The sequence below is a fragment of the Lysinibacillus sp. LZ02 genome (assembly GCF_050613145.1).
Taxonomy (GTDB): domain Bacteria; phylum Bacillota; class Bacilli; order Bacillales_A; family Planococcaceae; genus Lysinibacillus_B.
Genome location: NZ_CP192507.1, coordinates 2,782,173 through 2,805,423, shown reverse-complemented (window position 1 = coordinate 2,805,423; position 23,251 = coordinate 2,782,173). Strand labels below are relative to the sequence as shown.

Annotated in this window: 18 protein-coding genes and 1 other annotated feature; all 18 genes read left to right on the top strand. The window is 38.4% G+C overall.

What is annotated here, in order from left to right; translation table 11 throughout:
• The first annotated feature begins 6 nt into the window (after positions 1–6).
• The gene (locus ACQQ2I_RS13745) at positions 7–2,916 is read left to right on the top strand and encodes a VWA domain-containing protein (protein WP_431027356.1); all 2,910 of its coding nucleotides are present in this window, start codon (positions 7–9) and stop codon (positions 2,914–2,916) included.
• Between the two features lie 230 nt (positions 2,917–3,146).
• The gene (gene hemA / locus ACQQ2I_RS13740; RefSeq protein ID WP_431027355.1) at positions 3,147–4,508 is read left to right on the top strand and encodes a glutamyl-tRNA reductase; all 1,362 of its coding nucleotides are present in this window, start codon (positions 3,147–3,149) and stop codon (positions 4,506–4,508) included.
• 143 nt (positions 4,509–4,651) lie between these two features.
• Positions 4,652–5,488, top strand: coding sequence for a cytochrome c biogenesis protein (locus ACQQ2I_RS13735; protein WP_431027354.1), 837 nt, complete (start codon positions 4,652–4,654; stop codon positions 5,486–5,488).
• An 18-nt stretch (positions 5,489–5,506) separates the two neighbouring features.
• Positions 5,507–6,439, top strand: coding sequence for a hydroxymethylbilane synthase (gene hemC / locus ACQQ2I_RS13730; protein ID WP_431030520.1), 933 nt, complete (start codon positions 5,507–5,509; stop codon positions 6,437–6,439).
• Entirely contained in the window at positions 6,429–7,181 is a 753-nt protein-coding gene (locus tag ACQQ2I_RS13725; protein ID WP_431027353.1) for a uroporphyrinogen-III synthase, read from the top strand. The genes hemC and ACQQ2I_RS13725 overlap by 11 nt, the downstream gene beginning before the upstream one ends.
• Entirely contained in the window at positions 7,178–8,158 is a 981-nt protein-coding gene (hemB, locus tag ACQQ2I_RS13720) for a porphobilinogen synthase (RefSeq protein ID WP_431027352.1), read from the top strand. Before ACQQ2I_RS13725 ends, hemB begins: the two co-directional genes overlap by 4 nt.
• A gap of 1 nt (position 8,159) precedes the next feature.
• Positions 8,160–9,449, top strand: a complete 1,290-nt coding sequence (gene hemL, locus ACQQ2I_RS13715) for a glutamate-1-semialdehyde 2,1-aminomutase (protein WP_431027351.1) — start codon at positions 8,160–8,162, stop codon at positions 9,447–9,449.
• A gap of 136 nt (positions 9,450–9,585) precedes the next feature.
• Positions 9,586–10,761, top strand: coding sequence for a GGDEF domain-containing protein (locus ACQQ2I_RS13710; RefSeq protein ID WP_431027350.1), 1,176 nt, complete (start codon positions 9,586–9,588; stop codon positions 10,759–10,761).
• A 51-nt stretch (positions 10,762–10,812) separates the two neighbouring features.
• Positions 10,813–11,448 (top strand): hypothetical protein, encoded by a 636-nt coding sequence (locus tag ACQQ2I_RS13705; protein ID WP_431027349.1) that lies wholly within the window; start codon positions 10,813–10,815, stop codon positions 11,446–11,448.
• A 603-nt stretch (positions 11,449–12,051) separates the two neighbouring features.
• Positions 12,052–12,435 (top strand) — a binding site (T-box leader).
• 41 nt (positions 12,436–12,476) lie between these two features.
• Positions 12,477–15,116, top strand: a complete 2,640-nt coding sequence (locus ACQQ2I_RS13700; RefSeq protein ID WP_431027348.1) for a valine--tRNA ligase — start codon at positions 12,477–12,479, stop codon at positions 15,114–15,116.
• Between the two features lie 164 nt (positions 15,117–15,280).
• Complete coding sequence (locus tag ACQQ2I_RS13695; protein ID WP_431027347.1) at positions 15,281–16,552, top strand: bifunctional folylpolyglutamate synthase/dihydrofolate synthase; 1,272 nt, start codon at positions 15,281–15,283, stop codon at positions 16,550–16,552.
• Entirely contained in the window at positions 16,549–17,787 is a 1,239-nt protein-coding gene (locus ACQQ2I_RS13690; RefSeq protein WP_431027346.1) for a bifunctional folylpolyglutamate synthase/dihydrofolate synthase, read from the top strand. The genes ACQQ2I_RS13695 and ACQQ2I_RS13690 overlap by 4 nt, the downstream gene beginning before the upstream one ends.
• Before the next feature lie 92 nt (positions 17,788–17,879).
• The gene (locus tag ACQQ2I_RS13685; RefSeq protein WP_431027345.1) at positions 17,880–18,509 is read left to right on the top strand and encodes a hypothetical protein; all 630 of its coding nucleotides are present in this window, start codon (positions 17,880–17,882) and stop codon (positions 18,507–18,509) included.
• An 86-nt stretch (positions 18,510–18,595) separates the two neighbouring features.
• The gene (locus ACQQ2I_RS13680) at positions 18,596–19,183 is read left to right on the top strand and encodes a Maf family protein (RefSeq protein ID WP_431027344.1); all 588 of its coding nucleotides are present in this window, start codon (positions 18,596–18,598) and stop codon (positions 19,181–19,183) included.
• A 13-nt stretch (positions 19,184–19,196) separates the two neighbouring features.
• Positions 19,197–19,895 carry a RadC family protein gene (gene radC / locus ACQQ2I_RS13675; protein ID WP_431027343.1) on the top strand — a complete coding sequence of 233 codons (699 nt, stop codon included), beginning with the start codon at positions 19,197–19,199 and terminating at the stop codon, positions 19,893–19,895.
• Between the two features lie 498 nt (positions 19,896–20,393).
• Positions 20,394–20,822 (top strand): hypothetical protein, encoded by a 429-nt coding sequence (locus tag ACQQ2I_RS13670; RefSeq protein ID WP_431027342.1) that lies wholly within the window; start codon positions 20,394–20,396, stop codon positions 20,820–20,822.
• 179 nt (positions 20,823–21,001) lie between these two features.
• A complete protein-coding gene (locus tag ACQQ2I_RS13665) occupies positions 21,002–21,268 on the top strand; it encodes a CPCC family cysteine-rich protein (RefSeq protein WP_431027341.1) in 267 nt (88 codons plus the stop codon).
• Positions 21,269–22,225: 957 nt separating this feature from the next.
• Entirely contained in the window at positions 22,226–23,242 is a 1,017-nt protein-coding gene (locus ACQQ2I_RS13660; RefSeq protein ID WP_431027340.1) for a rod shape-determining protein, read from the top strand.
• Positions 23,243–23,251: the final 9 nt, after the last annotated feature.

The window sequence follows — 23,251 nt, the reverse complement described above, 5'->3', positions numbered from 1 at the left end:
ATAGAAATGCGGAAAACATTTGCTCTTTTCCTAAGTTTCATGCTTTTATTGTCCACATGGTTACCATTTGCGGTACAAGTAGAAGCAGCGAATATTTCAGATGTACCAGCATCTAACGGGAAATATACAGCGATTAATTGGGCTGTCGATAATGGTGTCATATCACTTTATACAGGTAACAAGTTTGATGTGAATGGCAATGTATCGGAGGCAGAAATGCTTTCGATGTTTGCTAAGCTGGATGCAAACTACAAACATTCAGTAACGACAGATATGACTTATTTGTACTACGCTGATTTAAACATTCCTCTTCAGGGGGCTTTAAGCAAGGCGAAGCGAAATAACTTAGTAACGCGCGGCGATTTCGCCGCTGTCTATGCAGCGATGCGCGGCCTCGATTTATCACAAGTACATGCAGTGCAGTATTTATATGCAAGTGAGATCACGACGGGTACAAACGGTAAAAAAACATATGAAGGCTATAATCCGAAACGTAAACTGACACGTGGGGAAATTGCCGTTTTCTTATATCGCATGATGCAAAAAGGGAAGTTTGCAGTTGAAGGGTTAAAGTCAGCGGCAACGGGTAAAGACGATTCAAAAGTTACATTACCAGTAGATTTTGTATCATCGCAAGGAACTGGGGGCGACTTAGAGCAACCAGAACAGAAGCCAAGTGACGTATCACCAAATACACCGAACGCTACGAAACCAATTCAAAGTGTAGAGGTCGAAAAGAAAAAATTAAACGCGAATGGCTACGATACAACATTAGTGACGATTAAGTTTAAAGATAGCCATGGGAATACAGTTCCTTACGATCAATCGTTGAAATTTAAAGTTTCTTCCGAGTATTTTACGAGTATTGAGTTTGGAATTGATAAACAGTATGGTTTAAAATATGATCCAAAAGAAATCTTCCAAGCACCAACTGCTATGACATCACCGAATGGTCAGTCAACAGCGATTGCTGAATCAGATGGTGGAGAGTTAAACTTCTTCTACCGTGCGCCGCGCATGACAAAAAGTTTAAAGGATAATATTATTGTCGAATTAGCGGATACGACAGCGGGTTCTAACTTTTCTTCATTTAAGAATTCGCAAATTAAAGTACCAATTGAATATATTGTTGAACCAGAATTACGTGTGACGTATGAAGTATATGATGGGGAAAATTATGTGGGGGACGGAAATGGTAGTCAAGACCAATCAGCGCCTGCGTACCCAGAAAATGTCATGAAGCAAGGTCCTATAACGGTATCGAGCATTAATGATGATGGAACGCTAAATGTACAATCTGTTGCGATAAAACCACAGTATCAATATGCTAAATTAACATTAGCGCAACGTGAAATTTCCGAGCAAATGTTTGAGCGTATTGTAAATGATCTATTAGATAATAGTGGAACAGGTACAATTCAACTTGATTATTATATAGATGAAAACGGTAATGCCGCTTATAATATTCCGTTTAGCTATATTCCAAATGAGTATACGAGTAAATTTGGTAGTAATGAACCACAAGAATATGCAGTGCTATTATATTTATATAAGCTACTGCCAGATAAAATTTCTGACTTTTCAATGGCTGATTATAAAAGTGTGAAATCAGCACAAGCCATTGCACAAGGCATTTCAGAAGCGGAAATCCAAAATTCAAGCTATAAAGAGCTTCGCAGTGTTATAAATGGTATTATGGCGCTTGCGGAACTAGCAGATCAGACGAAAGCGGATGAAGAGGCAGCGCAACGTCCCGGAGATATGGCAAGGTATACTAAAATTGCTGTAACACTCGTTGCACCGGGTGGGCAAATTATTAAGAATTACCGTGGACAAGTAACGATTGAATATAACGGTAAAAAGAAGATCGTACCATTTAATCGTAATAGCGCATCTAGTAGTGAAGGTGCTGGTCAGGCAATCGCTTACTTTGAAGGTGTAACATATGGCAAATCAACGGCAAAAGTAACGTTTAGCCCTGAAACGGACTCTCGTTATGAAAAGCTATTAAAAGGGTTAGAAGGCAAAGTGTTTGAAAAGGAAATCGTTGCACATCCACCGCTTAATGCATTAGATTCTTGTAATCGTGCTCAAACATTAGGTGTGTTAGTCGATGAATCGGGTTCGATGAAAAAAGCAGATCCATATAATATTATCAATACGGAAACAACAAAATTAGTGAATCATTTAGAAATTGATCCGACCTATGCATTTGGCTTTAATACGAAGAGTCGTTTTGCTTCAGAAGGAATGCCACTTACGCCTTCCGATTCGATATTTGATTATAAGTATCGAGGTGGAGGGACAAGCCTTGTAAAAGGGTTTGAAGCGTTAAAACCGTATTTGAAAAAAGAAGAAGCGATAGGGAATATTCCGAAAGCGCTCATTATCGTGACGGATGGCAACTTCTCCTCAACGATTAAGGGAGATATTATTGCATTTGCCAAAGAAAATAAGATTAAAATCTATACAATTGCAGTTGGTCCATCAAAAAATATTAATTCGACTACACTAAAAGATATAGCGAACCAAACAGAAGGTGAGTATTTCCACCTATCAAATATTAACAATATCACGAATATTTATAATTCATTGATGAAATCGTTATGTATGAATTATACAGAAGTTTGTCCACCAAACTTCGACTCATTCCAACAGGCGGATGTAACAATTGGGCGTACGTATTTGTTCATTGAAGCGGAAGCGAACTGTGGCAATGTGGAAAAGGTAAAAGTCAAATTCTACTCTGTGTATGGTGAGGTGGAATTAGATCTAAAATATATTGGGTTAAATCTGTTTGAACTGGAGCATGATATTCGAAAAATTCATAACTTCAGCATTTATGAGGAAGTGGAGTTCTTCGCATATGATAAAGCAGGAAACTTACTAACATCGGAAAAAGTAAAAATCCAATAAAAATTTTACTCCAACAACGTATATGTTGTTGGAGTTTTTACATAATACTAATAATTTTATGAAAAAAGTAATCATGTATTGAAACAGACTATAACTTTTGGTACACTTACATTATAATAATTCTAATGTAAGAAAGTGAGTCATAGCATGTTCACAAACTTTAGCGTGAATAATGCTTTATTTATGTTACAATGGGTATTGTGAATTAGAACGTGTGAGGTGTAAGGTTCATGCATACATTGGTCGTGGGCTTAAATTATAAAACTGCGCCTGTTGAAATTCGTGAAAAACTGTCGTTTATTGAGAGTGATTTGCCGAATGCCATGCAAGCGCTACAAAATGAAAAAAGTATTTTGGAAAATGTAATTGTCTCAACGTGCAACCGTACTGAAATTTACGCAGTTGTTGACCAATTACATACAGGGCGTCACTTCATTAAAAAGTTTTTAGCGAACTGGTTTAACATTCCGCTAGAACAATTTGAAGATCATGTATTTATCCGCGAAGATGATGCTTCTTTAAACCATTTATTCCGCGTGACAGCGGGCATTGATTCAATGGTTTTAGGAGAGACGCAAATTTTAGGACAAGTAAAGAAAAGCTTCCTACAAGGGCAAGAGTTAGGTACAACAGGTACTGTTTATAATCAACTCTTTAAACAAGCCGTGACATTTGCAAAACGTGCGCATAACGAAACAGCGATCGGTGAAAATGCTGTGTCCGTATCATATGCAGCGGTAGAACTTGCGAAAAAGATTTTTGGTTCCCTACAGCGCAAGCATGTAGCGATTTTAGGTGCTGGAAAAATGGGTGAGCTAGCGATTCAAAATCTTTATGGTAGCGGTGTTGGGAAAGTAACAGTGATTAATCGTACATTCGAAAAAGCGCAGGATTTGGCGACGAAATTTGAAGGTGATGCAAAATCGATGGACGAGCTACAATGTACATTATTAGAAGCGGATATTTTAATTAGCTCTACAGGGGCAACAGAATATGTAATTGACTATGAGCTGATGAAATATGTGTCACGTCTCCGTAAAGGAGATCCGCTATTTATGGTTGATATTGCAGTTCCGCGTGATTTAGATCCGAAAATTGGTGAACTGCCAAATGTGTTTTTATATGATATCGATGATTTACAAGGTATTGTAAATGCCAACTTGGCAGAGCGAGAAAAAGCAGCAACACAAATTATCGATATGATTGATACAGAAATTGTGCAATTTAAAGAATGGTTTGCAACGTTAGGTGTAGTACCGGTACTAACAGCTTTACGTAAAAAAGCAAATCGCATTCAGGAAGAAACAATGGCGAGTATTGAAAACAAAATGCCAAATTTAACAGAGCGCGAACGAAAAATTTTAAACAAGCATACGAAATCGATTATTAATCAGCTATTAAAGGAACCGATTTTACAAGCGAAGGAATTAGCGAATTCATCACAAGCGAGCAATGATTTACAGCTATTCCAGCAAATTTTTGGCATTGAACAAGAGGTGCAGGAAGAAGTTGCGATGCAAACACAACTAGAAAAGGAACGCGCAAAAGCTGCTTCAACCGACATGTCCATCAAGCCTCATTTATCCTTTTAAATAACATTTAATTTTTTACAAGCGTTTTCGTAACTGTATGGTAAAATACAGTTACAAAGCGCTTTTTCTTCGCTTCCATTGTCCGAAGTTGAAGCGTTAGTAAAATCAACATAAAAGCTTCTAATTAAAAAGAAGGGTTGCCAATGACAGAAACAATGATGATTAGACTTTATGAGGTCATGGTCATTTTATATGCAATAGGAATTGTTTTTTATTTTATGGATTATTTATATAAATATGTAAAAGCGAGGCGGATAGCATTTTGGTTCGTCTGTGTTGCTTGGACGATGCAAACGATCTTCTTCGTGTTATTTATAATAGAACTAAAGCGTTTTCCGATTTTATCGTTATTTGAAGGGATATACTTCTATGCATGGCTTCTCACAACACTATCGATTGCACTTCACTGTATAGCACGTGTTGATATGCCTGTATTTTTTGTTAATGTACTGAGCTTTGTGTTTGTAACAATTCATTTGTTTGCACCAGCTGAAAAAGCACAGCCAATGGTAGGAGAGTCTCTCGTATCGGAAATGCTCTTTATTCATATTTCATTTGCCATTATGTCATATGCGGCATTTTCACTTACTTTTGTCTTTGCGATTTTGTATTTAATTTTATATCGTATTTTAAAAGAAAAGAAAGTGGGATCAAGCACCATTTGGACGAGATTACCATCTTTACAGCAAACGACAAGTTGGATGAATAATTCGACACTTGTCGGAGTGCCTTTACTTTTCATTAGTCTTATTTTAGGGTTAGAATGGGCATTGATGACATTGGATGGATTATCCGTATTTGACATTAAAATTATCGGTTCTTTTGTTATTATGGTTTTATATTTAATTATTTTATTATTACATCGTAGTGGAAAATTAGTGGGTACAATGTATGCTTGGGTGCACGTGTATGCCTTTTTATTAACGGTCATCAACTTCTTCCTAGGCAACAAATTATCGAACTTCCACTTATGGTATTAGCGGAAAGGTAGGATTATGGTGAGAAAAATTATTGTAGGTTCCCGAAAAAGTAAATTAGCATTAACACAGACAAATTGGTTCATTAATGAACTAAAGGCAGCGGGGGTACCTTTTGAATTTGAAATTAAGGAAATTGTCACAAAAGGTGACCGCATTTTAGATGTACAGTTGTCGAAAGTAGGCGGAAAAGGATTATTTGTAAAAGAAATTGAGCAAGCACTTTATGACAAAGAAATCGATTTTGCTGTCCATTCGATGAAAGATATGCCAGCTGTACTGCCAGAAGGGTTAGTGATTGGTTGTATCCCGCCGCGTGAAGATGCACGTGATGCCTTTATCTCAAAGGGCAATGTGAAATTTGCGGACCTACCAAAAGGTGCAATTGTTGGGACAAGCTCTCTTCGTCGTAGCGCACAATTGCTAGCAGCCCGTCCAGACTTAGAAGTTAAATGGATTCGTGGTAATGTGGATACACGTTTAAATAAGTTGAAAACAGAAGATTACGATGCGATCATTTTGGCAGCAGCGGGCTTAAAGCGTCTTGGTTGGAATGATGATGTCGTAACGGAATATTTAGATACAGAACTTTGTTTACCAGCTATAGCACAAGGGTCACTGGGTATTGAATGCCGTGCGGATGATGCGGAGTTACTTGCAGAGCTAGCGAAATTAACGGATGCTACTACTTGGAAAACAGCGCATGCAGAGCGTACTTTCCTTGCTGAAATGGACGGTGGATGTCAAGTACCGATTGCAGGATATGCTACTGTGGAAGGTGACAATATTACATTCACAGGCTTAGTAGCAGCTCCAGATGCCTCAGTGACTTATAAAGAAACGGTAACAGGAACAGATGCTGAGGTAGTAGGTAAAGAAGTAGCGAAACGATTAACAGAGCAAGGAGCTTATGACTTGATTCAGCGCGTAAAGGCTGAGTTAGATGCCGAGTAATCGTTTAGATGGACAAACCATCGTATTGACAGGCTCAGTTCCGACACTTGCTGTCAGACAATTCATTGAGGAAAACGGCGGTTTATGTGCGGTTTTTCCTCTCATTAAAACGCAGGAGTATCATTCACAAGATGATGCTCATCAATTAGCTTCATTACATAGCTATGATTGGCTTATTTTTACGAGTCAAAATGCGGTACAAGCCTTTATGGAAAAGTGTCAACGGGCAGAAATAAATATACAGGGGCTCCGTTGTAAAGTTGCTTCTGTCGGTACGAAAACAACAGAGCTTCTTGAAAAGTACGGATTAAACGTTGATTTTATGCCGTCCATTTTTAGTGCGGATGTGTTTGTAAAGGAATTCCCGCATGTATCGAAGCCGTCAGAACGTAAACTGTTTATCCGAGGGAGTTTAGCAAAACAAACGATCCACGAAGGTTTGCCTAACGTAACAGAATGGACGGTTTATGAAACGTGTACGAATGCAGATGCCATTAAACCGTTTATTGAGCTGTTAAAGTGTGAGCAGGCTATCGTTATTTTTGCAAGTCCTTCTGCTGTAGACGTATTTGCCAACCATATCGCGCCGATTGTTGGCTGGTCGCGCATTCGTGCCGCAGCAATTGGCCATGTTACAGCTGATGCTCTCGAAAGATTAGGCGTAGCAGTATATGTCCAACCGAAAGTGTATACGATGCAAGCTGTAGTAGAGGAAATCATTTTATTGGAGGAGTCATCATGACAGATTTATATTTCCAACGTCATCGCCGCTTACGTCAAAATGCGAGTATGCGTGCATTAGTGAAAGAAACATATTTACACAAAGAAGATTTGATTTATCCGATTTTCGTCGCTGAAGGCGAAGGAGTACGTAATGAAGTATCATCTATGCCAGGCGTATTCCAGCTATCATTAGATCACTTAGGAGCAGAGCTGGATGAAGTTGTTGCTTTAGGGATTAAAGCAGTCATTTTATTTGGTTTGCCAGCAGAAAAAGATGCTGTTGGTTCAGGTGCATATCATAATCATGGGATTATTCAAGAAGCAACGCGCTTTACAAAAGAGCGTCATCCAGAGTTACTTGTTGTAGCAGATACATGTTTATGTGAATATACAGATCATGGTCATTGCGGTGTCGTAGAAGGGGAAGAAATTTTAAACGATCCTTCATTAAACTTATTAGCGCAAACAGCTATTTCACAAGCTGAGGCAGGCGCAGATATTATTGCACCATCAAATATGATGGATGGATTTGTGACAGCAATCCGCGCGGGACTTGACGCAGCGGGGTTTGAGCATATTCCGATTATGTCTTATGCCGTCAAATATGCATCTAGCTACTACGGACCGTTCCGTGATGCAGCAGATGGTGCGCCGCAATTTGGCGATCGTAAAACGTATCAAATGGACCCTTCGAACCGTTTAGAAGCAATTCGCGAAGCAACATCTGACGTAGAAGAAGGTGCCGATTTCTTAATCGTTAAGCCGGCACTTGCCTATATGGATATTATCCGCGATGTGAAAAATAACTTCCCACTACCAGTTGTTGCGTACAATGTATCAGGCGAGTATGCGATGGTGAAAGCGGCTGCGCAAAACGGTTGGATTGATGAAAAGGCGGTTGTAATGGAAACATTACTAGGCTTGAAACGCGCGGGTTCTGATTTAATTATTACGTACCATGCAAAAGATGTGGCACGTTGGTTGGAGGAAAAATAATATGCGTTCATATGAAAAGTCAAAACAAGCTTTCTCTGAAGCGGTAAATTTAATGCCGGGTGGCGTAAACTCGCCGGTACGTGCATTCAAATCGGTAAACATGGATCCGATTTTCATGGAATCAGGCCAAGGTGCGATTATTAAAGATATCGATGGCAATGAGTATATTGACTATGTATTATCTTGGGGTCCACTTATTTTAGGCCATACACATCCAGAAGTAGTAGAAGCGATTGCAATACAAGCAGCTAAAGGGTCTTCATTCGGTGCACCGACGTTATCTGAAAATAAATTAGCGAAGTTAGTAATGGACCGCCTGCCATCGATTGAAATGATTCGTTTCGTTTCATCTGGTACGGAGGCAACGATGTCTGCACTTCGTTTAGCACGTGGCTATACTGGGCGTGACAAAATTTTGAAGTTTGAAGGTTCTTACCATGGACATGGCGACTCTTTATTAATTAAAGCAGGTTCAGGTGTAGCAACACTTGGCTTACCAGATTCTCCAGGGGTTCCTGCAGATATCGCGAAAAATACATTAACTGTTGCATATAACGATTTAGAATCAGCAAAAGTAGTATTCGAAAAATATGGTGATGATTTAGCGGCCGTTATTTTAGAACCAGTAGCTGGTAATATGGGGGTTGTACCGCCACAACCGGGCTTCTTAGAGGGCTTACGTAAGTTAACAGAAGAAAATGGTACAGTGTTAATTTTTGATGAAGTGATGACTGGCTTCCGTGTAGATTATGGCTGTGCACAAGAGTATTTCGGTGTGCGTCCAGATTTAACAACGTTAGGAAAAGTAATCGGTGGTGGTCTACCTGTAGGTGCTTTCGGTGGTAAGCGTGAAATTATGGAAAAAATTGCGCCAGCAGGTCCTATTTATCAAGCAGGTACTCTATCTGGGAACCCACTTGCGATGACTGCAGGTTATGAAACACTTTCTCGTTTAAACAAAGACTCTTATGAGTACTTTAAGAAATTAGGCGATCAATTAGAAGCTGGTTTCCGCGAGGCAGCAACAAAATACAATATTCCGCACACAGTAAATCGTGCTGGGTCAATGATCGGCTTCTTCTTTACAAATGAAGCGGTAGTCGATTTCGAATCAGCAAAAACTTCTGATTTAGAACTGTTTGCAGAGTACTTTAAATTAATGGCTGAGGAAGGGATTTTCCTTCCACCTTCACAATTTGAAGGGTTATTTATTTCTACAGCCCATACAGAAGAGCATATTGCAAAAACAGTGGAAGCATTCCATAAAGTGTTTGCGAAACTGGCACACTAAAATGAAAGGTGGTAGGTAAAATAACCTACCATCTTTTTCGCTTTATTCGGACTATAGTCTTTCTTTTTAAGAGGAATTTAAGTGTATTCATATTATAATAAGTGTAATAAATCGAACGACTATTGTAGGTGAATTTATGCGAACATCTTTAACATATGAAGTGAGAGAAAGTATAGTACGATTGAATTTACGGCGCATGCAGATCATTGCTACACTTGTTTTCTATACGCTTATGCTTGTAACAGGCATACATTTTAGCCATATTTATTTCTTTGATGTAGAAAAGAACACCCCATTAGCTTTTGCTAGTTTATATACAATTCTATTTTATGTAAATATGAGTGTGTTTTATGTTAATCATAAAAAAAGATTAAATATAAATCCTCAAACGATTCGGAAATATGAACGGTATATTCAGACGTATGTATATAGCATGTTGGTGCTGATTACATTAATCACGATGGGTGATGTCATATTTTATAATCATATAGCTATTTTTGAAGTGTTTTACTTGTTTATTGCAGCATTACTTATTTTAAAGATGCATCAATTTGTATTGCCAGCAGCATTTACAACGATAGTCTTTATTGTAGCGAGTTTCATGAATAGTACGAATGAACAGATGATGAATATATTAACCTCTGTACTGATTGTTGTACCAACTGGCATGTTTATACAGTGGATGGTGTATCGTGCACAAATTACGAGCATTAAACAACAAGTATTACTCCAAAAAGAAACGGCGAAAACAAAAGAGCTAACTAAGCAACTGCAAGAAAAAAATGAAGAACTAGCTCGCATTGCTTCACATGATGTATTAACGAAATTACCGAATCGTCGAGCGCTTGATTTAAAAGCTAGTCGTATGTTACAAGGTGGGGAAGAAGCTGTTCCGGTAACAATCCTGATAATGGATATTGATTATTTTAAGCAATATAATGATTATTACGGGCATTTTATCGGAGATGAGGCACTTGTAAAGGTAGCTTCTACTTTAGCGGAATTTGCGAAGAAATATGGTTATTTTGTTGGAAGATGGGGAGGGGAAGAGTTTATTATGATTGCTGACGGGCATTTACCGCATGTTACTACAATATGTGAAGAATTGTTGACACAAATTCAGCAATTAAACATCTCTCATCCGTGTTCTGAGTGTGCAAAATATATGACGATGAGTATCGGTGTATGTGAAGCAGAAGTACGTACAATCAAGAATGTTCAAAGTTGTTATACGATAGCGGATGAAGCACTTTATAAAAGTAAAGCGAAAGGGCGTAATACATATACAGTCCAATCGCTTATGTCTATTTAGGTATGAATAAATCCCTCCTTTATGCATACGGTGTTGCAAGGAGGGATTTTTTTGTCGCAAACAATGGATTGGCACGTAGAAGAAGTGTTTAAGTTTCCGCTCGAACTGGGAAGCGTGAAAGAGGGGAAATCAATAAACGTCCGAGTCAATTGGGAAAAAGAGCAACTAAATAACGCAATTCGCATACAGGGCATCTATCATATAACAGCAAAAGTACAATTTGGATTAGAAGCACAACCGCAATCTGCTGAGGGTACGTTCATTGAACATATTGATTTAGCAGATGATGAAGGTTATTTCGAATATGCTTTGCCATTTAGATTAGAATTACCAAATATAGAATTGAAGGATTTACGAGTAGAAGATATTCAGACAACATGTCAAGATGTACTTCGTATAGGATGGCAAGTAGTTTGTGTATATGAAGAGTTAACAGTGACAGACGATGTACAAGATGAAACGTTGTATATAGAGGAACCGAAATTAGAATTGAAAGAAAGTACAAATGTAAAAATGAAAGAAGAATCTGCACCAGAAATTGTAGAGGCATTTGTCGAATCACCTATGGAACAGTTAGTGGAAGAATATGTTGAAGAAACGGTAAAAGAATCAACAGAATTTTTGTTTCAATTAGAGGACAGTTATCGCAAACAATCTGTTCCTTTAAATAATATCCGCCAAGAGTAGGTAGGCTAAAAGGGCTAAAATAGCGAGCAAAATCATATCGCCTGTTGTGGGTACAATAAGTGTGCGGATGCATTGGAATATGGCTACTGGTAATATGATGTGTCTACAGTAAAAACGTGTTTTACGAAGCCACTTTGGCAATAAATAAGGATTATAATTCCGCCTCATTTTTATAACTTCCTTTCTTTTTAAAATCGACTATCCGCTGTTTTGGATAGTCTTTTTTTAATAAGACTGTTTTATAAAGGTTATAAAAGAATCAATAATTAAACTTGTGAAAATAAATAAGCATATTTATTCAAAAGGTTGTTCAAATAGTCGTAAAAAATGAACCTATGGAAAATTATATGAATGATTTAAGTAGATTATGGCAACGACTATAATAGTTGTGAATTTTGACGGTGAAAGATTCGATAAAAAGCTGTTATACAAATTACAGAGAGGTCATTATAGTCTATTCTTCGATATGCGTTTACGACACAACAAGTAGTAAGTTGAATGTCTATATAAGCATGATGGCAAATCGATCCGATAAACCTTATATATTTGTAACTTAGCTTGAAAATCATGCATAAATTGTTTACAATAGCATGTAGCTAAATATTTGATGCAGTGAATAGGAAGAGTAAAAAACAGGTAATGCTAGCAGAGAGGGAACGGTAGCTGAAAAGTTTCCGCATGAGCGTTTTTGAATGTAGCCTAGGAGCAGCCTTTATGAACTAATAGTAGTAAAGAGCCGGTTAAACACCGTTAACGAATGAAGTGCCAATGTGGCAGTAAGCTTAGCAAAATGCGAGCGCTTGACGTGTACTTGACAATAGGCTGAAAGAAAGCGCTTGAAGTCAAGGAACGACGACATGAAGTAACCGCAGTGAACATAAACGTTCATGAGGATTACTGAATAAGGAGTGACGCAGAATGCGAGCGCTTGACTTAGCCTATTTGGAAGTAAAGGTGGTACCGCGATATAACTCCCTCGTCCTTTTATAGACGATGGGGGTTTTTTATTTTCTAAAGGAGGAAACAATATGACAGAAATTACAATGCCGACAAAGTATGATCCACAAGGCACAGAAGCTGGTCGTTATGAGTGGTGGCTAAAAGGTGAATTTTTCAAAGCACAGCCAGATAGTGGGAAGGAGCCATATTCGATCGTCATCCCACCGCCAAACGTAACAGGGAAACTACACCTGGGTCACGCTTGGGATACAACATTACAAGATATCATTATTCGTATGAAACGTATGCAAGGCTACGATGCGCTTTGGTTACCAGGGATGGACCATGCGGGGATTGCGACACAAGCAAAAGTAGAAGAAAAATTACGCGGTGAAGGTGTTACACGTTATGACCTTGGTCGTGAGAAATTCCTTGAAAAAACATGGGAATGGAAAGAAGAGTATGCTTCTCATATTCGCGCGCAATGGTCAAAGTTAGGCTTAGCACTGGATTATTCACGTGAGCGTTTTACATTAGATGAAGGTTTATCTGATGCAGTAAAAGAAGTATTCGTAAAACTTTACGAAAAAGGTTTAATCTATCGTGGAGAGCGTATTATTAACTGGGACCCAGCAGCTAAAACAGCATTATCTGATATCGAGGTAATCCATAAAGAAGTAGAAGGCGCATTTTACCATATGGAATACCCATTAGCAGATGGTTCTGGCAAATTACAAGTGGCAACAACACGTCCAGAAACGATGCTTGGGGACTCGGGCGTAGCGGTTCACCCAGAAGATGAGCGCTATAAACATTTAATCGGAAAAACAGTTATCCTACCAATCGTTGGCCGCGAAATTCCAATCGTAGCAGATGATTATGTAGATATGGAATTTGGTACAGGTGTGGTAAAAATGACGCCAGCACATGATCCGAATGACTTTGAAGTAGGTAATCGTCATAACTTAGAGCGTATTTTAGTTATGAACGAAGACGGTACAATGAACGACTTAGCCGGCAAATATGCAGGTATGGATCGCTTTGAATGCCGTAAGCAAATCGTAGCGGACTTACAAGAACAAGGTGTATTAATTAAAATTGAGCCACACGTTCACCAAGTCGGTCACTCTGAGCGTTCGGGAGCAGTAGTAGAGCCATATCTGTCGGCACAATGGTTTGTAAAAATGGGACCTCTTGCTGAGCAAGCTCTTGCAATGCAAGCGGAAGAAGAGAAGGTAAACTTTGTACCTGCTCGCTTTGAAAACACGTATAATCGCTGGATGGAAAATATTCATGACTGGTGTATTTCGCGTCAATTATGGTGGGGACATCAAATTCCAGCTTGGTATCATAATGAAACAGGCGAAATTTACGTTGGGAAAGAAGCGCCAGCAGACGTAGAAAACTGGACACAAGATGAAGATGTACTAGATACATGGTTCTCATCTGCGCTTTGGCCGTTCTCAACAATGGGCTGGCCAGATACAGAAAATGAAGAATTCAAACGTTACTATCCAACGAACACATTAGTAACAGGCTATGATATCATTTTCTTCTGGGTAAGCCGTATGATTTTCCAAGGAAAAGAATTTACAGGGGAGCGTCCATTTAAAGATGTCCTAATTCATGGGTTAGTACGTGATGCAGAAGGACGTAAAATGAGTAAATCATTAGGTAACGGTGTTGACCCAATGGATGTCATTGACCAATACGGTGCAGACTCGCTACGTTACTTCTTATCAACTGGTTCATCACCGGGGCAAGACTTACGTTATTCAACGGAAAAAGTAGAGTCTACTTGGAACTTTATTAATAAAATTTGGAATGCTTCTCGTTTTGCACTAATGAATATGGAAGGCTTAACGTATGAAGAAATCGATTTAACAGGTGAACTATCTGTTGCAGATAAATGGATTTTATCGCGTTTAAATAACACGATTGAACGTGTAACGGCGTTATCTGATAAATACGAGTTTGGTGAAGTAGGCCGTGAGCTGTATAACTTCATTTGGGATGACTTCTGTTCTTGGTATATTGAAATGGCGAAATTACCATTGTACGGGGAAGACGAAGTGACGAAGAAAACAACGCGCTCTGTACTAGCGTACGTATTAGACCAAACAATGCGTTTATTACATCCATTTATGCCATTCGTAACAGAAGAAATTTGGCAGCACCTTCCACATGAAGGTGAGTCAATTACAGTAGCAGCTTGGCCACAAGTACGTCCAGAATTTAACTTCGAAGCAGAAGCAGGTCAAATGAAACTGTTAGTAGACATTATTCGTTCTGTACGTAATATTCGTGCAGAAGTAAATACACCGATGAGTAAAAAAGTGCCGCTTTACATTTCGGCAAAAGATACAGAAACAGCAGCAGTACTTGAAACAAACAAAGCGTATATTGAAAAATTCTGTAACCCAGAAATGCTTGAGATTGGTGTAGGAGTTGAAGCGCCAGGTCAAACGATGTCAGCTGTTATTTCAGGTGCAGAACTATTCTTACCACTTGCCGGTTTGATCAATGTAGAAGAGGAAATTGCTCGCCTGCAAAAAGAATTAGAAAAATGGGCAAAAGAAGTAAAGCTTGTAACAGGGAAGCTATCAAATGAAAAATTCGTTTCGAAAGCACCGGAAGCATTAGTAAACGTAGAACGTGAAAAACTGGCAGACTACGAAGAAAAGTATGCAACAGTTGAGAAGCGTTTAGCTGATTTGAAAAATATGTAATATTTCTTAATGGATTATCATTAAAGAGTAAAGGGGTTGTTCAGAAAGGTTTACTTTCTGGATAACCCTTTATATTTTGTATAAACAAGATGATAGACAAACTGTCATGAATCATAGACAATTTATAGTGGTTATTCATTTCGGCAACTTAGGAGGACTATCGATTGTTCCAATCAATGAAAGATTGTACAGAGTACATTTTTGCACTAAAAGCAAGCCAATATAAAGGAGAGCCACTGGAGTCTGCTCGAAAAATTTTACAAGCACTTAGTAATCCACAGCAGAAGACAAAATTTATTCATTTTGCAGGCTCCAATGGGAAAGGCTCTACATTAAATGCAACAAGAGAAATTTTAATGAATCATGGATTAACAGTAGGAGCTTTTATTTCACCGCATTTAGAACGAGCAAACGAACGCATTACGATTAATAAACAACAAATTTCAGATGAAGATTTTGTGCGATATGCAAATGCAATCGTGCAAATTATAGAACGAGACTTAGAGGGTAAATTTCCAAGCTTTTTTGAATTTGTAACGCTCGTTATGTTTCAGCATTTTGCGGCACAACAAGTTGATGTTGCACTAATTGAAACGGGAATAGGAGGGCGGTTAGACTCGACCAATGTACTTGTTCCCGAAGTCAGTGTGATTACAACCATTTCGCTCGAGCATACGGAGATGTTAGGGGATACGTATGAGGAAATAGCAAATGAAAAAGCGGGCATTATTAAAGCAGGTAAAGCTGTTGTTGTCGGTGTTCGTCATATCGAGGCGCGCAACGTGATTTGTGAAAGAGCACAGGAGAAAAATGCACCCCTATACATGCTTGAACAAACGATTTTACTCAATAAGAATGCAACGGAACAAACCTTTACATACGAAGCATTAGGGAGAAAACTAGAAGATGTATATGTGAAAATGGCAGGCACGCATCAGCTTGATAATGCGGCTTTAGCGATAACAGCTGCTCTTCTTTTCGATTCTTCGATTAGCGATCAAGTGATTCGAGAAAGCTTAGGATATGCGAGTTGGGATGGTCGCTTTGAACGTATGACACCACAAATTATTTTAGATGGCGCACATAATTCGGAAGGGACAGCAGCGTTACTTGCAACACTTGCGCAAGTAGCCCCGCATAAGCACTATAAATTTGTTTATGCGGCACTTCAAGACAAAGACCATCGTATTAGCATTCATATGATGGACGCTGTGGCAGCCGAAATGCACTTTACAGAAATCACTTTACCACGCGCGGCAACAGCAGAAGCATTAGCGAAAGAAAGTACGCATGCAAAAAAGTTTATTCATAAAGATTGGCGCTCGTTGTTGCGTGAACAAATCGCACAAATTGCACAAGAGGAATTGCTAATTATTACGGGTTCACTCTATTTCATTGCGGAGGCACGTACATTTTTACAGGAGGAACTAGTATGATTACAGGTTTAGAGCAATATAAGGAAAAATGGCAAATCCAGAGTGAACAAGTGATAAAACCGGGTTTGGATGCGATGGAACAGGCACTTGAGTTGCTAGGGCATCCTGAACGTGAAACGATCTTTATTCATGTGGCAGGGACGAACGGGAAGGGTTCAACAATTGCCTTTTTAGAAGCGATTTTACGTGAACATCATGTAACGGTTGGGAAGTTTATGTCACCGTGTATTTTAGATGTACATGATCAAATTCAGATTAATGGTGAGCCGATTGACAAAGCGGAGATAGATAGGTTATTTCAGGAGATGCAACAGGCGGGTATAAGTGGGACATGTACAGATTTTGAGTTACTAACATGTGCAGCTTTATTGCATTTTAAAAATAAAGATGTAGATATTGCGTTAATTGAAACTGGGATGGGTGGGTTACTTGATAGTACAAATGTCATTACACCTGTTGTTTCCATTATCTCAAGTATCGCATTAGAACATACAAATTTCCTGGGAAATACACTAGCTGACATTGCATACCATAAAGCTGGTATCATTAAAAAAGGTGTGCCTATAGTAATAGGTAACTTACCAGAAGAAGCATTAGAGGTCGTAAAGAAAACAGCAGCAGAAAAAGAAGCAAAACTTTTCATATTAGGTAGGGATTTTAATGTGAAAAATGATTGCTTTGAGTATATGCAAGTAAAGCTAGATGCATTAACTCGAAAAATGGTAGGCAATCACCAAGCGAATAATATGGCGTTAGCGATTACAGCCTTTTTACAAGTGGCAGCACATTTACGTATAGAAATGGACGGAGAAGCATTAAAGAAAGGTGTTGCAAGTGCATCACTGGCTGGTCGTTTTGAAGAAGTATTGCCGAATGTTTATTTTGACGGTGCACATAACCCAGCAAGTGCTGAAAAGCTTGTTGAGACGATTAAAACGCATTTCCCTCGCAAAAATATTGAGTTTGTTGTCGGAATGTTAGCCGATAAAGAGATAGATGCGGTGCTAAGGCTGTTTGAGCAAGTAAGTACGACGTTTACTTTTGTGAATTTTGATAGTGAACGTGCGATGAAGGCGAAAGATATTATTAAAAAAAGTCGAGCAGTGGATCGTCGTATTACACATGATCCAATCAGCTATTTACAACAACCTAAAGATGAGCGAACAATCATTATTGTAACGGGCTCTTTATACTTATTAAGTATGCTACGTGCGCAGCTAAAGTGCGAATCATAAATGTATTTGTCGAAAAATTTTAGGACAAGAGCGACATAACTCTTGTCCTTTTTTTATTATGATTTGGTAATGTGGTGCTTGAGGTGATCGCAATGTTTTCAAAGCAAATGATTAGTACAAAACAAGTAATTCGTGCTGCGCTGCTTGGTATAGTTATCGGACTTGCAGGCGTGGGCATTTTTGCACTTTTCCTAATGAATGCATCAGCACCAGTAGACGCTCCTGCTGTTACAACAGATGAGGGTGAAGAGGGCGATGTAGTTGAAGTAAACACACTTCCTCAAAAAAATGTGCGTTTGTATGCAAGTCAGCATGGTGCTTTTACGGCACTTGATAGCGCTACAGAATTTATGTCTGCCTACCCTACGTTAAATAAGGCACTTGTCGTACAGGTAGGTGATAAATTTTATGTTTGGTCTGCAGTATCGCCAGGGAAGTTAGAGAGTAAAATGGAGCCAACCTCATTTTCGAAATCCTTTCAGTTTTATAGTGAAGCTTGTCCGCAAGATGCTATTGCCAATATTCCGATTTATGTACAGGATGAAAACAAGCTAAAAAATAATTTTGAACAATCGACAAATGGTGGGCAAGCTCCAGATGACTGGAAGGCTTTTATGGAGAGTATTACAGCACTTTCCGATGATATAAATGTCATTCGGCTACATGCGTTAGCTCATTTTTATGAGCAACAAGATTGTCTAAAAATAAAATTTGATGAGTAAAAATGAAGCAAAATGAAATTTTAAGAATCGCGTAGATTTTTCAAAAAAGAAATTGTCAGTTATGATAGTGCTGAGGGGGTAGCATCATGAATTTCAAAACAACGCACGCATTTGTACTGGCATCAGCATCACCACGTCGAAAGGAGTTATTTAGTCTTTTAAATATTCCATTCGATATTGTGACAAGTGATGTAGAAGAGACAAGCGTAAAAGCGCAAAATGTACAGCAATATGTAACAGAGGTAGCGCTACTCAAAACGAGAGATGTGGCGAAGAAATGTCCAGGTAAGGTAGTTATTGGTGCAGATACAATTGTTGTTTATAATGATTGCTTACTGCATAAACCTAAATCTCACCAAGAGGCAATAAAGCATTTGCAAACTTTATCAAATGATGTGCATACTGTCATCACAGCTGTTGCACTTATTGCCCCAGATGGTACAGAAAGGACTTTTGTCGAAGAAACAAAGGTTGTGTTTAAAGAGATTTCATCAGCATTAATGGAAGCCTATGTAGCTTCAGGCGACCCATTTGATAAAGCGGGTGGATATGGCATTCAAACGGACGGTGTATTTTTCGTAGACCGCATCGAAGGCGATTATAATAATGTTGTTGGTTTACCGTTAGCTTCATTAGTAGAGCACTTATTGTCACTGCAATATATCTCAATTTAAAGGAGTGACATAGTTGACGCTTACACCATTTCCAGAGTTGAAAATTCGCGATGTTCATGAACAAGATCGACCGCGGGAACGGCTCATTAGGCAAGGTGCACAAAGTTTATCCAATCAAGAATTATTAGCAATTCTACTACGAACAGGGACAAAGGAGGACTCTGTGCTGGCGCTTGCTAATCGTATATTGATGAATTTTGAAAAACTGCATGCGTTACGAGACGCAACGATTGAAGAGATGACATCAATTAAAGGTGTAGGAGAAGTAAAAGCGGTACAAATTTTAGCTGCGATCGAGTTAGGTCGTCGTCTTGCGCAAAAAGAAATAAATGAACGTTTCACCATTCGTTCGCCAGATGATGCGGCGCATTTTTTAATGCCAGAAATGTCTAGCTTGCAGCAAGAACATTTTGTCGTTCTTTTTTTGAACACCAAAAATCAAGTGTTACATAAAAAGACGATTTTTATCGGTAGTTTAAATGCCTCGATCGTACACCCACGCGAGGTCTTCCGCGAAGCAGTAAAGCGCTCTGCTGCTTCTATTATTTGTGCACATAATCATCCATCGGGGGTGCCGACACCAAGCCCGGAAGATATTGATGTGACGACTCGCTTGATGGAAGCTGGACTTATTATTGGCATTGATTTAATCGACCATATTATTATTGGCGATCATCAATTTATCAGTATGAAAGAAAAAGGCTATTTTTAAATAATTTACGACACATGTATGCAGAGCGATCAAATATTAAAGGGAATTGATAGTTCAGTGTGAAAAATCTGTTTTTGCATTAAGCTTATGTATGAATTTAAGTTTATGTATCCATACGCTTAGTACGAAGGCAAAGGGTTTTATAAATGAAGGATATATTTTGATAAAGAGCCCAATGTGTAATCGTATATTTTTTTCTGTAATGGAACATTCCGTGATTGTAGCTTATGGAATGTTCTTTTTATGTGGAAAAATGTATAGTAAGTTGAATCTGTCTTTCGCAGAAACGGGTCATGTTTGTGCCTATAACATTGTATAAGGAGTAGCGTCAGGAAAATGCAAATTTACAACGTTAAGATTCCTAAAGCACCCACACGATGGTTTTGGAAGGTTTGTACTTAAAACTAATGCGGGGGAGGATGCAACATTAAAAGTTTGAAGGGAAAATATATTTTTTACCGAAATGAACTTTAAAGTATTAGTTTTAGGGGGAATGGTATGCGAGAAGATTATAAGAATATGCGTGGAAAAATCGTACACGGCAAGACTCCTGAAGAAAGGTTTAAAGAAGTGTATGGAATAACAATTGAGGAATGGAAAGCAAAACAACAAGAAAAATTTAAAGCTCAAACCGGAATGAGTCCCGAAGAATGGTATATAAAACAAGTAACTTCTTCAACACCAATTGATTATCTTAAAAGTCGTAATGGTAATGTTTCCGAGAATGATGTTGAACTAGTTAAAGATTTACAAGCAATGGGTTTAAACGATGGCGTTATAAATGTACTACTAGATTATGTTGAAGCTGTTAGCAGAATAGGGTTTGTTCACTCTTTGGTAAAAGAAATGGGTGAACATTGGCTCAAGGAAAATATCCTAACTATTGAAAGTGCAAAAGTCTTTATTAGGGAGAACTGGAACAAATAAAGTATTCAAAATAAATTCTCCAACATAAGATTTCATCTTAAATTAACAGGGGCAAAAAACAGTTCAAAAGTGCCCAAACACCGCTTTGGGGGCTTTTTTTCTTCAACTAACGGGCAGTATAGTTCAATAAGATATGATAAACTAATGGCATAAAAACAATCAGTTATTAGGAGCAAACGGTGAAAAAACTTACTTGTCCTTGTTGTGGTTATAAAACATTAAATGAACGAGATAATTGGGAAACTTGTAAAGTATGCAAATGGATGGATGATGAAATACAATCATATAAACCTGACAGTGGTGGGGCGAATAAAGTAACTTTAAGAGAAGTACAAAAGAACTTTAAAGAAATTGGGAGAGCAGATAAAATAAATTATCATTCAAAAGGTGAGCCAACATCTAAATATGAAAAAGATGATAACTGGAAGCCTTTCGGTGAAAAATAATTATCCTTCTTCAACTCCCATGAAAGAACTTAATAACCTTTCATTTTCTGTGGTGTAGCATTTATTTTACGCGACATGGATGGCTAACGGGGGCTTTAGTGAAACAAGGATTTATAACTATACACTTACATACAAAATAATGTTCCCAAATCAAAGTTTGGTGACACAATAAAACACTTAAAACATTGTGCTATCAATGTTTTAAGTGTTTTTCCTTATTACATTTATATACAGCTTTTTATGCAGGGTGCGCAAATACTTGATACATCAATATTTACACGATTATGACTTGCCGTCTAATGTGCATATAATCGTGTATACTTCTTAACATTGTAAATCAGCATTTTTTTGGCGTTATCCCTATCAGCATGTTGATTAATTCCAAGTCATCTGATGCCCAGATTAGGAGTAAAAGTATATGGTGATTTATTTGGGGTTCAATATCACGATATGTGCTTGATGAAAAAAGAGAAGCACTCTAAAGTCACATGGAGTGAAGGGAGGCGACTCCTGAGGGATAAGCTTGAGCGGAAAGCCCCCGCAGGAACGTAGTGAAATTTTATTTTGCGACGAAAGCGGTAGCGTCAGGAGCAACGAGGAGATTGAAGCCAAGCCCGCGGAAAGCGTCTGACCGTAACGGAATGTGCGGTCAAGTACACATTTTGGTGAAGAGCCTTATTTTAATAATATTACAATAAGATAACAGGGAACCTCTTTCTACAAAAATCGTCATAGTTCTGCAATGTAATTGTTAAAAGTTACATAGTTTTTTTGTTTGTTTCGTGATAACAATACAAATAAAATAGAATAAGGAGTTTTGTTATACGGATAATTGTGTCGAAATGTTTACGAATAGTCGACATGGCACTATAATTTTGACTGCGTATCCGCTATAATAAGGCGTATGATTTTAGAGAGCTGACACAGAATGGCTTATAGAGAAAGGGAGTACTTAATTTGTTTGGATTAGGAAATAAGGATGTCGGGATCGATCTTGGCACAGCGAATACACTAGTATTTATTAAAGGAAAAGGAATCGTTTTACGCGAGCCATCTGTTGTTGCCAAAAATACAAAAACAGGTGAAATTGTTGCGGTAGGGAATAACGCTAAAAATATGATTGGTCGTACACCAGGCTCGATTGCAGCCATTCGTCCAATGAAAGATGGCGTGATTGCAGATTTTGATATTACGACAGAAATGATCAAGTATTATTTACATGAAGCATTAAAAAATTCAGGCTCTAACTGGAAAAAACCGAACGTTATGGTTTGTGTACCATTTGGTATTACATCTGTAGAACAACGCGCAGTTATTGATGCGGCACGTCAAGCAGGTGCTAAAGAAGCCTTCACGATTGAAGAACCGTTTGCAGCGGCGATTGGTGCAAACTTACCTGTTTGGGAACCAACAGGCTCAATGGTTGTCGATATTGGTGGTGGTACAACGGAAGTAGCTGTTATTTCATTAGGTGGTATTGTCACAAGTGAATCCGTGCGCGTTGGCGGTGATGCAATGGATCAAGCAATTATTTCATATATCCGCAAAGCATATAACTTAACAATCGGTGAGCGTACAGCAGAAGCGATTAAAGTAGAAATTGGTACAGCGCGTGTAGATGATGAAAATGAAGCAATGGATATTCGTGGACGTGATTTATTAACAGGTTTACCGAAAACAATCGAAATTTCAGCAAAAGAAATTTCTGAATCGTTACGTGAAGCCATTACAGCGATCATTGATGGTGTGAAAAAGACATTAGAACAAACACCACCTGAGCTATCGGCAGATGTAATGGAACGTGGTATTGTATTAACAGGTGGTGGAGCACTACTTCGTAACTTGGATAAAGTTATTAGTAGTGAAACACAAATGCCGGTATTTATCGCAGAAAATCCACTTGATTGTGTAGCGATTGGCACAGGTAAAGCGTTGGATCATATTGATTTAATTCGTTCTCAACAAGTGAGATAAGGAGGATAG